General features: G+C 49.7%; 14 protein-coding genes. 4 read left to right on the top strand and 10 right to left on the bottom strand.

What is annotated here, in order from left to right:
* Positions 1-110: 110 nt before the first annotated feature.
* The 6 genes from ACI4J0_RS03225 to uvrC form a co-directional block, all read right to left on the bottom strand.
* The gene (locus ACI4J0_RS03225) at positions 111-2069 is read right to left on the bottom strand and encodes a methyl-accepting chemotaxis protein (protein ID WP_439764382.1); all 1959 of its coding nucleotides are present in this window, start codon (positions 2067-2069) and stop codon (positions 111-113) included.
* Positions 2070-2286: 217 nt separating this feature from the next.
* Entirely contained in the window at positions 2287-3726 is a 1440-nt protein-coding gene (locus ACI4J0_RS03220; RefSeq protein ID WP_439764381.1) for a hypothetical protein, read from the bottom strand.
* A gap of 87 nt (positions 3727-3813) precedes the next feature.
* Complete coding sequence (locus tag ACI4J0_RS03215; protein WP_439764380.1) at positions 3814-4317, bottom strand: ATPase; 504 nt, start codon at positions 4315-4317, stop codon at positions 3814-3816.
* 108 nt (positions 4318-4425) lie between these two features.
* The gene (gene coaD / locus ACI4J0_RS03210; protein ID WP_439764379.1) at positions 4426-4938 is read right to left on the bottom strand and encodes a pantetheine-phosphate adenylyltransferase; all 513 of its coding nucleotides are present in this window, start codon (positions 4936-4938) and stop codon (positions 4426-4428) included.
* Between the two features lie 28 nt (positions 4939-4966).
* The gene (rsmD, locus tag ACI4J0_RS03205; RefSeq protein ID WP_439764378.1) at positions 4967-5524 is read right to left on the bottom strand and encodes a 16S rRNA (guanine(966)-N(2))-methyltransferase RsmD; all 558 of its coding nucleotides are present in this window, start codon (positions 5522-5524) and stop codon (positions 4967-4969) included.
* A 101-nt stretch (positions 5525-5625) separates the two neighbouring features.
* Complete coding sequence (gene uvrC, locus ACI4J0_RS03200; RefSeq protein ID WP_439764377.1) at positions 5626-7455, bottom strand: excinuclease ABC subunit UvrC; 1830 nt, start codon at positions 7453-7455, stop codon at positions 5626-5628.
* Between the two features lie 283 nt (positions 7456-7738).
* Here uvrC and ACI4J0_RS03195 point away from each other — a divergent pair, with 283 nt between their 5' ends.
* Positions 7739-8170: a DUF1893 domain-containing protein gene (locus tag ACI4J0_RS03195; RefSeq protein ID WP_439764376.1), complete on the top strand. Its 432-nt coding sequence runs from the start codon at positions 7739-7741 to the stop codon at positions 8168-8170.
* A gap of 41 nt (positions 8171-8211) precedes the next feature.
* Here the strand turns inward: ACI4J0_RS03195 and ACI4J0_RS03190 are convergent, their stop codons facing one another.
* Positions 8212-9972, bottom strand: a complete 1761-nt coding sequence (locus ACI4J0_RS03190) for a DUF1653 domain-containing protein (RefSeq protein ID WP_439764375.1) — start codon at positions 9970-9972, stop codon at positions 8212-8214.
* Between the two features lie 179 nt (positions 9973-10151).
* Positions 10152-11921: an L-fucose isomerase gene (locus tag ACI4J0_RS03185; RefSeq protein ID WP_439764374.1), complete on the bottom strand. Its 1770-nt coding sequence runs from the start codon at positions 11919-11921 to the stop codon at positions 10152-10154.
* A 190-nt stretch (positions 11922-12111) separates the two neighbouring features.
* On the opposite strand from ACI4J0_RS03185, the gene ACI4J0_RS03180 reads away from it, so the two are divergent.
* Both ACI4J0_RS03180 and ACI4J0_RS03175 read left to right on the top strand, forming a co-directional pair.
* Positions 12112-12396, top strand: a complete 285-nt coding sequence (locus ACI4J0_RS03180) for a hypothetical protein (protein WP_439764373.1) — start codon at positions 12112-12114, stop codon at positions 12394-12396.
* 30 nt (positions 12397-12426) lie between these two features.
* Positions 12427-12915, top strand: a complete 489-nt coding sequence (locus tag ACI4J0_RS03175; protein ID WP_439764372.1) for an HD domain-containing protein — start codon at positions 12427-12429, stop codon at positions 12913-12915.
* A gap of 211 nt (positions 12916-13126) precedes the next feature.
* Here the strand turns inward: ACI4J0_RS03175 and ACI4J0_RS03170 are convergent, their stop codons facing one another.
* A complete protein-coding gene (locus tag ACI4J0_RS03170) occupies positions 13127-14035 on the bottom strand; it encodes a nucleotidyltransferase family protein (RefSeq protein ID WP_439764371.1) in 909 nt (302 codons plus the stop codon).
* Between the two features lie 49 nt (positions 14036-14084).
* Entirely contained in the window at positions 14085-14957 is an 873-nt protein-coding gene (locus tag ACI4J0_RS03165) for a LysR family transcriptional regulator (RefSeq protein ID WP_439764370.1), read from the bottom strand.
* Between the two features lie 193 nt (positions 14958-15150).
* Between ACI4J0_RS03165 and ACI4J0_RS03160 the strand changes: the two genes are divergently transcribed.
* The gene (locus ACI4J0_RS03160) at positions 15151-15462 is read left to right on the top strand and encodes a hypothetical protein (protein WP_439764369.1); all 312 of its coding nucleotides are present in this window, start codon (positions 15151-15153) and stop codon (positions 15460-15462) included.
* The last annotated feature ends 144 nt before the right edge of the window (positions 15463-15606 follow it).

The following is a 15606-nucleotide window of genomic DNA, read 5'->3' as shown; positions in this document are numbered from 1 at the left end:
AATGGGCTTATTCTAGCCGAGGATTTGTCTATAGGTTGATTGAGAATTAGTATTACAAAAAAAATTACGGGCTTTCCGAAATTTCCTCGGAAAGCCCGTAAATATTTTCGTTATGCCTTGAGCATATCCACCTGCTGCTTGAGAATCCTGGACTGACTGCTGAGCTGCTCGCAGGAAGCGGCAGTTTCTTCCGCAGTGGCGCTGTTCTGCTGAACAACATCGGATATCTTTTCAAGTCCCACAGTTACCTGCATAATGGCAGTTGCCTGCTCGCCCGAAGCGTCGGATATCTCGTCTATCAGGCGGCTTGTTTCCTTAGCCTTTTCGGTTATCTCACGCATGGACTCGGCAGCGCTGTTTACCTTTTCTGCGCCGTCGTTTACAGCGTCAACCGTTGCGGAGATAAGCTCGGTGGTGAGCTGAGCCGCTTCCGCACTCTTGGAAGCAAGGTTCCTTACCTCGTCCGCAACCACCGCAAAGCCCTTTCCTGCGTCGCCTGCTCTTGCCGCCTCAACGGCAGCGTTGAGAGCAAGGATATTTGTCTGGAAAGCGATATCGTCGATGGTTTTTATTATCTTGCCGATCTCCGAGGACTTTCTCTCGATCTCGTTCATAGCCTCCATAACGCTGCTCATATCCTTGTTCTGAGCAACAGCGCTGGTCTCCACCTCTGCGGAAAGCTCCTTGGCGCGGACAGCGTTGTCCGCATTCACGTTTATCTTCTCGGAAATGCCCTGAACGGCGCTGTTCAGGTTTTCGATGGCGCTTGCCTGAGTGGTGGTGCCGTTTGCAAGTATCTGAGAGCCGCCTGCCATCTGTGAGGAGCCTGAAAGCACCTGCTCCGAGGAGCGGCTGATGTTGTGGACTATCTCGGAAAGCTCCTGTCTGATATCGCCGAAGGCTCTCTCAATGCGCTCGAAATCTCCCGTGTATTCCACCGAGGGACGCTTTGTGAAATTGCCGTCAGCCATAGCCTCAAGTATCTCGGTTATGTCGCTTATATAGCTGTTGAGACTGTTTTTGGTGTTATGAAGTGCGGCAGCGAAATCGCCCAGCTCGTTGTTTCCGAACTTGTAGCCGCTTTCGGGAGCGCTGAGACGTCCTCTGCTCATATCCTCGGCAAGCTTGTTAAGCTCCACTATAGGACGGGCAATAACTCTCCTGATGAACACGCCGATTACGATTATCGCCGCAATGAGTATCACCACCGCAGCAATTGCCGCAGTAACGATGACCCGACCGAAGGAAATGTCGCTCTCAGCGGTGGACATACCTGTAAACAATGCGCCGCAGATATTGCCGTTAACGTCTGCGATGGGTTCGTACTGAATATAATATTCGCCGCCCTGCATCTTTGCTCTGCCCGTGATGCTTTCGCCGCCCTGCATCAGCTTGTCATATATTTTCGGGTCTATTTCCGTTCCCACCGCTCTTTCGCCGTTTTCATCAGTGAAGGTGGTGGCGATGACGGAGTCGCCCGCAATAAGGCTTACCTCGCTGTTTATCTGTTCCTTGATGGGGTCAAGCACCTTGGAGTTTGAAAGGTTGTAGCCCAGTACCACAACGCCTACAAGACTTGAGTAACCGTTGGCATCATAGTAAACAGGGGTAACGTAAACGTAGCTCAGAGGCATATTTTCATCGCAGCTGAAGCCTGAAAATTCCTCATCCGCCAATGCTCTTGAAACATCGAAGCCCGAAAGCTTGCAGGTGTCGCTTGCCCAGAGCTTGTTTCCCTCGGCGTCGGTAAAATAAGCGAAGGTGAACTCATCTGTGGTCGAGTTGGAATACATTTCGGAAAGCTTGCCCGAATATCCGCTCTTGAGTGCGCTGGCAACGGCGTTGTTGCGCGAGTTGGTACCCTTCCATACTTCAAAAAGAGTTTTGAGGTAATCGCTTTTATTCTCAACGGTGCTTTGCAGTACGTTTATGCCAATGTCTGTTATTGTGCCGTGGGTGTTGTCGTTATGAGTTGAAGAAAGAGAGATTGAGATGATAAGTGTTACGGCGGTAATGACAGCAATTATCATTCCCACGATAAGCGCAACAGCTTTTTCTATCCTGGTCATAACCGTGATATCCTTTCCCGAAAAATGGTATAATCATATATACTAACATTATATCATACAATTTTCGACACGTCAACGGTCAAAGTGTTTGATAAAATCTGAATAAATACAGCAATATGCATAGTTATAGAATATATATTAACACATTATCTGTAGTATATGTCAAAAGAATACGGACGGAGGAGAGAATATCTCCTGCCGCCCGTGTTATCCTGCTTTAAAGCTCCACAGGTTCAAATTCCAGTCTTACCTTGGGAAGCTTTTCCATTGTATAGTAATAGTTTTCCGCCCAGTCAGCGCCCTGAGAGGGGTCGTTCTCGCCGCTTGCGGGAGGAGCGAATATCTTGAGGGTCATATCGCACTCGCCCTCAAGGGGCTTTTCATAGAATGCGCTCATAAGGTCGATGGTCTTAGCCTTGGGGGACTTGTAGAACCACTTGCCGTTTATCTCCATCATATAGTTGCCCTCGTCCTCGAAAACAACTTCGCAGAAATGGGGATTTTTCTCGAAATGAAGCCCGATCGCAATGCCGTCGGCATCCTCCGCGCCGCCCCATCTGAGGGTAACGGGAACTGTGTTATCCGCTGCCTTCTCGGTGATCTCAGGCATGAACCAGTCGGAGTGGATAATTTTCTTGTAGGTCTGCATAACGGGCTGCTCGATGCCCACATCGGGGTTGTTGGGGTCCTCTATCTCAAGACCCAGACGTCCTCTGTCTCTGAACTGATACATAGTAAATCCGGAGAACCAGTCAGCCTTTTCGTCAACCAGAATGTCGCAGAATTCCTTTACCATAGCCGCCTGGTCGTAAGCGCCGGTAACGTCTCCGTCGGCGTTGAACTCGCTCATTACCATAGGCTTTGCCTCGCCGCCGTTTAAGAACTTGTATCTTTCAAAGCTTGCCTTGGTCTTTTCGTAGGTCTCCCTTACCTTGCTCCTCGAGTGGGAATTGCCGCCTCTGAGAGCCACGTCATAGGGCCAGCCCCAGTGGAGAGCCATATACTTGTCCACCGACCAGATATCCGCCGCAGGGATAGTAGCCTTGAACTCCTCTTCCTTCTCCATTTCGGTCTTGTTCAGGTCCTCGATGCCGCCTATGCAGATGATGGTCTTGACATTGGGAGCATACTCATGGATAATATTGGTAAAATGAACGAAGAAATCTCCTATCTCCTTGTAGGAAGCCCTCTTTGTGAAGCTGAACCAGTCGCCTGTAGCCTCGTGGTTAATTCTGAGCATCATTCTGCCGAAGGTGCTGAGATCCTTTGCAATGGCGATAAGCTGCTCATCGGTGCAGTGGGGGTCAACGGTGAGGGTAAGGGTAACGTCCTGACCGTGACGGCGCACGTCTCTCATGCAGGTGAAGGGCTCATCGTTCAGGTTTCCGCCGATACCGCCCTTGTAGGTGAAATAATCGTCGTAGGGATAGTCCCACTGAAAGGACACGTTAGCGTCCTTCATGACCTCGGATATCCTGCCGGGGAACTGCTCGTCAAAGGGGTAGTAGCAGTACATAAGGCTTATGCTGCGGTGGGGCCTGCCCATTTTGTGCAGTATGTAGTCCTGGTTTACGTATTCGCCTCTTTCGGAGCCGTCTCCCAGGTCAACGGCGCACTTAGCCTTGCCCATATGGACTGTGTAAAGGTTTTCATTCATAGGTATGCTCCTCCTGAAAAATAATTTATTTATATAATATTTTTTGCGCTTCTTCCCTGAGGGGGATAGTCCCCGAACGGGGACAGCTTATCTCTGAGGGGGCTGCTGGGGGATATTGTTCATGGGAACAGCGGGTTTCGGTGCCTTGATGGTGCTCTTTGTGCGCTTTACGGCTGTAAGGGTGGCAGCAAGGGTCTCCTCCGCCTTGGTGAGGGTGTCAACGATGTATTCGTCCGCAGCGTTCTTAACGGTCTTTGCCTTGATAAGAGCCTGCTTTTCTATCTCTGCTGCCTTTGCCTGAGCGGCTCTGGTTATCTCATGCTCGGCGATAAGGGTGTTCTTGCGGCTTTCCGCTCTGTTGATGATATCGTCAGCCTGCCTTGTGGCTTCATCGATAATGGATTTGCGCTCGGAAACGATCTTCTTCGCCTGCTTTACCTCGGTGGGTATATTCATTCGTATATGGTCGATGCATTCTCTCAGCTGGTCCACGTCCACAAGGGATTTCTTTGCGGAGAGAGGGAAAGACTGCGCCTTATCGAGAATTTCGTCCATTGCGTCAAGATAATCTTCAATCATAAGCTCTGCCATTTTATATTCTCCGATCTGCCCGACGGGCGGTTTATTAGAAGCAAGAGGTTTAAGAAGCAAGAGGCAAGAGATGTGCTTCTGCTCTGTCCTCGGATTTTGATGTATATATTATGTTTCCTGATTGCCCGAAGCGGTCTGCTTGTTCGGGCATAATCTTTCCTCGATATCCTTTAAAATGCAGCGGGGAACGAATTTACTGATATCTCCGCCGTAAAATGCCACCTGCTTTACCACGCTGGAGCTGAGATACATATTTTCCGAGCTGGTGGTGAGGAATACGGTCTCCGCGCCGTCGTATATGTTCCTGTTGACAAGAGCCATCTGGAACTCATATTCAAAGTCGGTAACGGCTCTGAGACCCTTTACTATAGCCACAGCGCCCACCTTCCGCACATAGTCGGCGATAAGCCCGTAGCACACGTCCACCTCCACATTGGGAAACTCTGCGGTGACTTTTTTAATAAGAGCCACCCGTTCCTCTGGAGTAAAGGAGGGGGTTTTCTGTTTATTGACCGCAACCAGCACGATCACCTTGTCAAAAAGCATGGAAGCCCTGTGGATAATGTCCCGATGACCGAAGGTCACGGGGTCAAAGCTTCCCGGGCAGACTGCTATTCTCAAGCGGATCATTTCCTTTCAAAAATGACGATCATTCCTCTTCTTCATTGGGCAGAGGAACTCTGTAGACTGTTACCTCGATCTTGCCGTAGCGGTAGGTCTTGGATCTTTTGAGCTTGCCGTATTCATCGGGGAGTACAAGCCCTTTTTCATGTTCGCATACAACTATGCCTCTGTCGGACATTTTGCTCTCAAGCAGGGGCATTGCCTTTTCGATAAGTCCGTTTCTGTAAGGGGGGTCCAGAAGGGCGATGTCAAAGGTCATTCTCACGCCCCTGAGAAAATCAAGGCTGTCGCTTACGGTGATACCGCACTCGTCCTTAAAGCCGCAGGCAGCGATATTCTCTCTGGCGCACTCTGCCGACGCCTGGCTCTTGTCCACGAAGCGGCAGTATTTCGCTCCTCTCGAAAGGGCTTCGATACCCAGCTGACCCGAGCCGCAGAACAGGTCCAGGATAACGCTTCCCTCTATATCAAACTGAATTATGGAGAAAATGGCTTCCTTGACCATATCGGTGGTGGGACGGACGTCCTCGCCCTCCAGGGTCTTGAGCTTTCTTCCTCTGGCAATGCCTGTGATAACTCGCACAGAATACGCCTCCTCTATACAAAAGATTACAAATCGATTACAATATACAATATCTATTATACCCTATAAAAAAATAATTTTCTATAACAAACAATGAATTTTCAAAGAGAATTTTGCACAAAATCATAAACCTCTTTTGCAGCATTTTGACTAATGCCTGCTGCCTGTGCGATCTCCTCGGGGGTGGCTTTTTTCAGCGCCTCGGTGGTCTTGAAGGCTGTGAGCAGCTTTAATGCACGTTTCTCACCGATACCCTTTATGCTTGTGATGCCAAGCTCAAAGGAGGATCTTCTATGCTTTTTCCGCTGATAGGTGATAGCAAAGCGGTGTACCTCGTCCTGTATGCGTGTTACCAGCATAAAGGCGGCTTTGGTCTCGGAAATGCTTATCTCTCCGCCGTCAGCGGTGATGGCTCTGGTGCGGTGATTGTTGTCCTTCACCATTCCGAAAACGGGCACGTCTATATCCATTTCCCACAGCACCTCGTTTACCGCTGCCAGCTGATTTCTGCCGCCGTCTAACAGAATAAGGTCGGGGAGCCGCTTGAAGCCTTCGTCCGTCTCTTCGGGGTCAAGGTAATGGTTAAACCGTCTGCGAAGCACCTCCTGCATACAGGCAAGGTCGTTCTGCACAAGATTTTCCTTGATGGAAAAACGCTTGTACATCTTCTTGCAGGGTCTGCCGTTCTCGAAAACTATCATGCCCGCCACCATATCCGCCGAGCCCAGATTGGATATATCGTAGGACTCGATGTATAGGGGCGTTTTTTTCAGCCCCAGCATTTTTGCAAGGGTCTCAAGGGCGGATATCTCTGCGGCGGTGCGTCCAACTCTGATGGAAAGATACTCCTCGGCGTTTGCTTTTGCTATCTCAGCCAGGCGCATAAACCGTCCCCTCCGGGGCTGCATAACGTCCACTGCCCGTCCCGAGCGTTCTCTCAGCAGCCGTTCAACGTCTTCAATGTCCTGTATCTCCGCCCCGAGGACGATATTGCGGGGAATTTCCCGTCCTCCCGAATAATACTGGGTCACAAAATCCTCAAGCATTGCGCTTTCCGTATCGTCCTCGCCGAGGAAATATTCGGCTCTGTCAAAAAGCCGTCCCCCGCGGTACATAATGACCGCCGCACAGGCTTCACCATTGTTTCGGGCAATTGCCACTGCGTCGGTGTCGGGGAGCTTTTCGGCAATGATGTTCTGACAGTCCGCTGCACGGGATATGGCGCTTATGCGGTCCCTGAGCTTTGCCGCCTGCTCAAATTCAAGCCGCTCCGCCGCTTCGTTCATCTGAACGGTGAGCCGTTCAACGGAAGCCTCGGAGCCGTTTTTGATATAGTCAACGGCTTCCTTTATGATATCCGAATATTCCTCCTCGGAAATCTTCCCCGTGCATACCCCCATGCACCGCTTTATCTGGTAATTCAGGCATGGTCTGCCCTTGCCGATGTCTCTGGGGAAAACCTTTTTGCAGGTGGGGAGCATAAAGACTCTGTTTGCCTCTGCCGCCGCCTGCTTTGTCACAAAGCTGCTGGTGTAGGGACCCAAAAGCTCGCCGCTTGAGGGCTTTTGCAGCTCGGCGGTTATCCGTGAGTAAGGGGGCGGCGAAATGCGGATATAGCTGTAGCCCTTGTCGTCCTTTAGCAGGATATTGTACTTGGGCGAGTGCTGCTTTATCATGGAGCATTCAAGCACCAGGGCTTCATACTCCGATTTTGTTACGATAAAATCATAGTCATAGACGTTCTCCACCATTTTTGCCACCTTGGGGGTGTGGTTCGGGGTCTTGGCAAAGTAGGAGGAAACTCTGTTGCGGAGATTTTTCGCCTTGCCGATATATATGATATGCCCCGTCTTGTCCTTCATCTGATACACTCCGGGGGCGGTGGTGAGAAGATATGTCTTTTCTCTGAGCCGGTCTATCCGTTCGTTCATATCATCTGTTCCTTTCGGAATTTTTCGTTAACTATTATTTTATCATATCCCTTTCATTATGTCAAATGCTGCGCCCGTTGCATTTTTCGGAAAATGTGTTATAATACTAATAACCAATTAACCTATGGACAAAATACGGCGGCTATAATACGCCAACTCTGCGTCAAACTCCCTTGCCGGGCGACAGCCCGCCTGCGGTCGTTTTCCTTGATTTGTCGTATTCTATCCACCGTCTTTATCCATAGAACAATTGGTTATTAGTATAATAAATTACAAGGAAGTGATGAACTTGACAGAGAATATGAAAAAAGCGGTATCGCTGCTTGATGAGCAGGGTCTGACCCTTGCGGCGGTAAGAGAAAATGAAACGATAACAAGCCGTGAAAGGGGAGTAAAGCCCCTTCTTGAGCTTATTGACGAGGGCAAGACTCTTGAGGGCTATTCGGCGGCAGACAAGATCGTGGGAGCGGCTGCGGCGTATCTGTACGTGCTTCTGGGCGTAAAGGAGCTATATGCCGGAGTCATGAGCCGCAGGGCTCTTGGAGTTCTGAAAAAATACGGCATTGGATCTGAGTACGATACCCTTGCTGAAGCCATAATAAACCGCTCCGGAAATGGCTTCTGTCCGATGGAGACAGCCGTCTCGGATGCGGTCAGTCCCGAAAACGCCTTAGAGCTTATCAGAGCAAAGCTGAAAGAGCTTTCGGGCAGATAAAAAAGCGCTGTGCGAATGAGTGCCGCACAGCGCTTGCTTTTTTATTCTGCCATACCCATAAATTCAAATCTGGGCTTTATATTGCCGTTGTCATTTACGTCCTCGAGGAACATAGAAAGAGGTCTTACCCAAACTCTGGGCTTGTCGTATACCTGCATATAAACGACCTGCTTTTCCATTGTCTCGTGGTCATATGCCACATTGAGGACAACGTAATCGCCGCCCTTGAAATGCTTGTAATGACCGCCGATAACTATCTTTCTGCCCTCGGGAATGCCTGCGGAGGGAGTGCCCTTCCGGACAGGCTCAGCTTCTTCCTTGGGCTGCTCGGGAACGGGAGCGGGCTTTTCGGGAACAGGCTGAGGAGCGGGTGCGGGAGCGGGCTGCTCTGTCTTAACAGGCTCGGGCTTTTTCTCCTCATAAACAGGAGCGGGCTTTTCGGGAACGGGAATGTTTGCGTCCACAAGCACCATGGAATGATTTTTGGGAACGGTAACGCTTACACAGCCGTTTGAAGCGGAAAAATGCTTGCCCGAAAGACGGTCTGCAAGAGCTGCGGCACCTGTCTGAATGCTGAAGGTATGATCACCGTCGCTGATGTTAAGGGCAATGTAAACGGTCTGACCGTCCTTTTCGCGCTGATAGAGGAAGGTCTGATTTCTAAGGTCAAGCTTCTTGTAGGAGCCCGACTGAACTGCGGGGAACTCATTTCTGATAGCGCCCAGAGCGGAAATATGGGCAAGGAGCTTGTCATCTCTGCCGGGGATATCGTCAAGCTCAAGACAGGGGCGGATAGCCATATCTGCGTCTGCGCCTCTGCCCTTTTCGCCCTTTATGCCGAACTCACTGCCGTAATAAACGGAGGGAACGCCGTACATTGTGTAAAGCAGGGTGTAGCAGCAGTATATCCTGTCATAGTCGGTAAGCTGGCTTGCAAGCCTTGCAACATCGTGGTTATCCACAAAGTTGTACATATATGTGTCGCCGTACTGACCCATCTGATATTCGATGGAATGAGCTATCTCGAAATAGTTGCGGTCGTTGTGGGAGGAGTAAATTCCCTTGAAGCACTGGTAATTGGTAACGCAGTCGAACATTTCGGGGTTTGCCCAGCGGCGGTAATCACCGTGGATTATCTCGCCCATGAGCCAGAAATCGGGCTTTAAGGAGCGGGTGAAGGAATGTATCCGCTTGATGAAATCGGGGTCAAGGCAGTCTGCCGCGTCGAAGCGGATACCGTCAATGTCCCACTTTTCTATCCACATCTTAACGGCGCTCAGAAGGTAATCCACCACCTCGCCGTTTTTCAGATTGAGCTTTACAAGGTCATAGCAGTTGTTCCAGCCCTCGTACCAGAAGCCGTCGTTATATGAGGAATTTCCGCCGAAATTCAGTCCGCAGAACCAGCCGCAGTAACGGGAGCGCTCCCTGTTCTGCTTTACATCGAGAAATGCGTGGTGTTCTCTGCCCACATGGTTGAAAACTCCGTCAAGGATAATTCTGATACCGTTTTTGTGGAGAGCCTCGCAGACCTCGGTAAAGTCCTCGTTTGTGCCGAGACGGGCGTCGATCTTGGTGTAGTCCGAGGTGTCATAGCCGTGAGCCGCAGACTCAAAGATAGGTCCGAGATACACGGCGTTTATGTTCATAGATTTCAGATGAGGTATCCACTCGATTATCTTTTTGATACGGTGAACAGGCTCGCTGCCCAGCTCTGCTCTTGTTCTTTCACAGCCGCAGAAGCCCATAGGGTAGATGTGGTATACAGCGGACTTTTTTATCCACTCGGGAGAATTTGACATATTATTACAATCCTTTCTGATACGGGGGATCGGAAAAAAATTTTCCGTTGCTGTTGCCATTATACCATAAAACGGAAGATTTGGCAAGTGTTTTTTTGACCGCCGTTCGATATTCCGGGGTCGGACATAGGCTGAGCCGCTGGTTTTCCCGGCGGCTCGCCATTAAGCTGCTTTGTATATTAGTAAAGTGAACCGTAATGAGCGCAGGCTCTGTAATCCGCACCCTCAAGGTCGGCTGTGCCGAAGCCGCTCCAGCAGTGGGGACGGAATATCCTGTCATCGGGAACATTATGCATTGCCACGGGTATGCGGAGCATTGAAGCAAGGGCGATAAGCTCTCTTCCGATATGACCGTAGGTGAGGGAGCCGTGATTTGCGCCCCAGTTTGCCATTACCGAGTAAACGTCCTTGAACGCCGCTTTACCCTCCACGAGATTGGGCACGAACCAGGTAGTGGGCCAGGTCTTGTCGGTGCGCTCGTCAAGGGGCTTGTGTATCTCATCGGGGAGACAAACGGTGTAGCCCTCGGCAAGCTGAAGAACGGGTCCAACGCCGTCTATGATATTCACTCTTATCATTGTAACGGGCATTTCGGCAATAGTCTTGAAGTGGGAGGAAAATCCGCCGCCTCTGAAATATCCAAGATTTGCCTGGCACCAGTCAGCATTTGCGAGGATATTCTTTTTATCCTCCTCGGTAACGTCCCACCAGGGCTTCATAACGCCGTTTCCGTTCTCGTCCTTTGCGGCGCCCGTGCCGTCCAGAGCAGCGGCACCCGAGTTTATCAGGTGGATAAATCCGTTTGCGGCTCTGCCTGTGGGCTTTATTCCCGTAACTCTCTCAACAGCCTCGGGGCTCCAGTATGTACGAACATCGGCAAATATGGAAGCCGTTCCCGTAAGGAGATTTCCGAAAAGCATTGCCGTTCCGTTTAAGCCGTCATTTTCGGTGGCAAGTATGGAGGGACGCTTGTTTCCGTTCCAGTCGAAGGTAGTATTCAGAATGGACTCGGCAAAATCCGCATTGGGAAGCCAGTCTGTCCACTGTCTCTGACCCTGGAAGCCGCCGTATATCGCATTTCTGCCGTTTGCCTCCTCGTGCCAGCCCATTTCGTCCAGCTTTTCGTTTCCGAGCATTATGTCGCGGATAATGAGAGTCATCTTAACGCAGAACTCCCACTGCTCCTCCTTGCTCATAACATCGGGATTTCCCTCATTCGGAGCGGTGTTTATATCCATGCCCTCGGGGCAGTTTGCCTTAGTCCAGGCAAGGGCTTTTTCATACTCTGCCTTGTCGTAGATGCCCAGCTTCACTCTTCTGAGTATCTCTGTCATATCCACCCATTCGGGACGTATGCCGAGATAATGCTGCATAAAATCCGCATTGCAGTAGGAGCCGCCAATGCCCATAGCCACTCCGCCGATGTTCACATATGCCTTGTTTCTCATGCAGCCCACTGCAACGGCGCACTTTGCAAAGGTGAGTATCTTTTCCTTAACGTCCTCGGGGATAGAGGTGTCGTCTGCATCCTTCACGTCTCTGCCGTAAATTGCGAATGCGGGCAGACCCTTCTGTGCGTGAGCCGCCATGATAGCCGCAAGATAAACGGCTCCGGGACGCTCTGTGCCGTTAAAGCCCCAAACAGCCTTTACGGTCATGGGATTTGTGTCCATAGTTTCCATTCCGTAGCACCAGCAGGGTGTGACGTAAAGGGTAGCGCATACATTCTGAGTGCTGAAAAACTCCTCTGTCTTAAAGGCTTCCGCGCCGCCGCCGATGGTGCAGGGACCGATAACGCACTCCACGGGACTGCCGTCGGGATAGCGCAGGCTGCTTTCGATAAGCTCCTTGGCGGACTTTGCCATATTCATTGTCTGGACCTCGAGAGATTCTCTTATCCCGAACTGTCTGCCGTCAATGACGGGTCTTATTCCTATTCTTGGATTCATCTTTCTTTCTCCTTATTATGCTTTTACAAGCAATGATTTTATAATATTCTATCATATTCCGATGGAAAAATCAAGGCGTTTTTGTGGAAATTGACGTAAAAAATTGGGAGGAAATTTTGGTAAATTGGTTGAAAACGATATCTCTTATGTGGTATAATTGTAATGATGAATTTACCGGGAGGAATAAAAAATGACCGCTGAAGAAGCTTACACCGAAACGTCCGCAACAGACCGGAGCGAACCTGTTCCGGGCAGCGCAGAGACCGGGACTCCCGTCTGGGCACTGCTCCTTGCGGGAATTGCCGCAATGGTGCTTATTTATATAGTTACCGTTTTTCTCCCTAAGATCGCCGCCGCAGTTGACAGGCTCCTCGGCAGGGAAAACAAGGAGACTCCGCCCCCGAAAGAGGAGGAGTACAGGGTCTGCGATATATATGAGGGCGAGAAAGATCTCGATGATGATAAAATGGAATGATTTTTGAAAGAGTGAAGGGAGCAGTGCGATATGACCGAAAAATACGCCGCAGCCTATGAATTTGCCGCAAAAAAACATGAGGGACAATTTCGCAAGGGCGGAGAGCCGTACATTACCCACCCGGCTGCCGTTGCGGATATCCTGCGGGAGCGGGGAATGGACGAGGAATATCTTATAACCGCTCTTTTTCACGACCTCCTTGAGGACACTGACGCCACTGAGCAGGAGATAGAAGCCCTGGGCGGCGAAAGGGTGCTCAGAGCGGTAAAGCTCCTTACAAAGAAGGAGGGCTATGTTATGTCCGAATATATTTCGGGGATAAAGTCAGACCCCATCGCCTATGCGGTCAAGGGGGCGGACAGGCTCCATAATCTTAGGAGCGCATTTGCTGCGGATACCGAGTTCAGACGAAAATACATCGAGGAAAGTATAGAGTGGTTTCTTGATTTTTCACCCGAGATACCCGAGGCGGTAAGGGCGCTCTGCGAAAGCATAGGGGAGCCGTATGAGGTGAAATGATACAAAAAAGCTGTCCGAAAGCCTGTGGACCCTTTCGGACAGCTTATTTTTTATACTAATTCTAAATCGTTCTATAGACAAAGGCGACAGATAGAATAAGTCCAGTCTAGGAAAGCGACCGCAGGCGGGCTTGCCGCCCGGCAAGGGAGCTTGACGACGAATGGGCTTATTCTAGCCGAGGATTTGTCTATAGGTTGATTGAGAATTAGTATTATGTACGGTTTTTCAGAGCCTGCCTTACAAGCTCTGCATCGGCTTCATATGTGATCCCGAACCATCTGCTTTGGGTAGGGATATTCTTTATATCGTAGCCCTTTTGGCGTATCTCCCTGTCCGCAGCGTCGGCAATGGTCAGTTCCGAGGTGACGTCCCCCGTTTCCAGAGAGCTTATAAAGCCGGTAAAGCTTTCGGTAAGACGCTCCATAAAATCGGGAGTAAAGCCCCACATACTCATTGATACGATGTCATTCTCGTCAAGGGTGACGGGAGAGCCTTTTCTCGATCCGCGGATGATCCCGTCGGGGTCACGCTGAATTTTTTTGGTCTCTTCCACCGCTGCAAGAAGCCCGTTTTCGTTAATGCGGCATATGCCCCTGTTGACTGTGCCGTGGTCGGACAGGGTGTTCTTCAGCACAAAGCCCACCGAGCAGGCGGAAGCGTCGGGCGCCTTGAGAAAATCCGCAAGGAGCTTGAAGGACTCTCCGCCGTAGTAATCATCTGCATTTATCACAGCGAAATTACCGTTTATAACGTTTCTGCAGCAATATAATGCCTGAGCGGTGCCCCAGGGCTTTGTCCTCTGAGGGAAATCCTCGCTGCGGCAGGGGAGCTCGTTTTTTTCCTGAAAGACATATTCGGTTTCTATAAGCCTTGAGATACGGTCTCCGATGGTTTCCCTGAACAGCTTTTCGATATCCCGTCTGATAATGAATATCACCCTGTCAAAGCCCGCGTCTATGGCGTCTGTGACCGAATAATCGATAAGCAGCTCGCCTTGCGGTCCCACAGGCTCAAGCTGCTTTATTCTGTTTCCGAAGCGTGAACCCATTCCCGCTGCAAGGACAACTAATGTTATGCCGTTCATCTGATCCTCCAAATTTTCAACAAATCTTTTTATCAATTATATCCTTTTTTATTTAATTTGTCAACAAATGAAAACGATTTATAAATTATTTTTTCAGCCTGTCGAAAAAATCCGTGAGATATTTAAAATATCTCACCGCTTCTGCGTGGTCTGCACTGTCGCTGTGGAGACGGATTATGATGTCCCTTCCGCACACAGGGTCGGATATGGGAATGAGCGCCATGGAGCCTTCATCGGGCTTTTCCCAGGTGTAATGGGGCCAGAAGCCAACGCCGATATTGGCACCGATAAGATTTTTTACCGCCGATGTGCTGTCGCTTTCAAAGATAACATCGGGGCGGAAGCCTGCCTGCATACAAAATCTGTCGCATATGGAGCGAAGCCCCTTTGAGCCTGCCAGGGCGATGAATTTCCTGTCGGACATTTCACTCAGGGAGACGCTTTCCCGCATGGCGTAAGGAGAGCTTTTGGGCACGGCAAGGAAAATTTCCTCGGAAAAAATGTAATACCTGTCCCCCTTGTTCTGCGGCTGACGGAAAAATTCACGGGTAAAGACGGTGATGTCAGAGTTTTCCTCCTCGTTGTGCTGATGTATCTGAAATCTTACGTCGCCGCGGAGCTTCTGATACTCGATGATGGCGTCGGTAATGAGATTTGAAGCGGCAAGCACGTTTACTCTTATAAGGTTTTCACGCTCCCCCGCAAGGGCGTGAAGCTCCTCGGGGATCTCGTTTATGCTCTTTAAAACAGGCTCAAGCTTATCCCGAAGGTATACGCCGTACTCGGTAAGGACGATGTTTCTGCCGCTTGTCCGGAAAAGCTTCACCCCCAGCTCGCTTTCAAGGCGGTGGATGGTCTGGGTGAGGGAGGGCTGGGCAATGTGGAGCTGCTCGGCGGTCCTGGTCACGTGCTGAGCGGCGGCAAGGGCGTAAAAATATTTCAGCTGCAAAAGTTCCATAGCAATATCCTTTCAATGGAAATCGGTAAATATGCATAACTTTTTTATGCTTGTTGATGAAAAACTATTATTATGTTCAAATCGATAGCTTTAAAGCTATTGATTATGATATAATTATATATTGGACATTGGCGGTTGTCAAGAGTATAATATAATTAAAGTCAAAAACAAATCAAGAGAGGATATGAAATTTATGAGTTCAGTTTTAGAAACAATAATGCTTGTCTGCTTCGGATTTTCCTGGCCTTTGAATGTGATAAAGGCGATAAAGGCACGTTCCGCAAAAAATATGAGCCTGCCCTTTATAATGCTCATCATTACGGGCTATATCGCAGGCATAACCGCAAAGCTCATGACCCATCAGATAAACTATGTGCTTGCCGCTTACTTTTTAAATCTTGCCATTGTGCTTGTAAATCTGGGAGTTTATTTCAGAAACAGGCACATTGATACGGAGGGCGAGAGAGGACATATCATAGGCAGCGCGGTGATCGCGGAAAAGTAATGAAGCTGAAACGGCTTTCGGGGATTTTCCGAAAGCCGTCAGTCTGTCGAAAAAGAAACGACAATTATATAATATGCACAAACCAATGGAGGAATTGCTTTGTCAAAAACGTTCCACCGGAACGTTTTTGAGGGTAAGTATGTT

It is taken from the genome of Huintestinicola sp. (assembly GCF_051882455.1).
GTDB lineage: Bacteria > Bacillota > Clostridia > Oscillospirales > Ruminococcaceae > Huintestinicola.
This window is presented reverse-complemented; position numbering and strand designations above follow the sequence as displayed.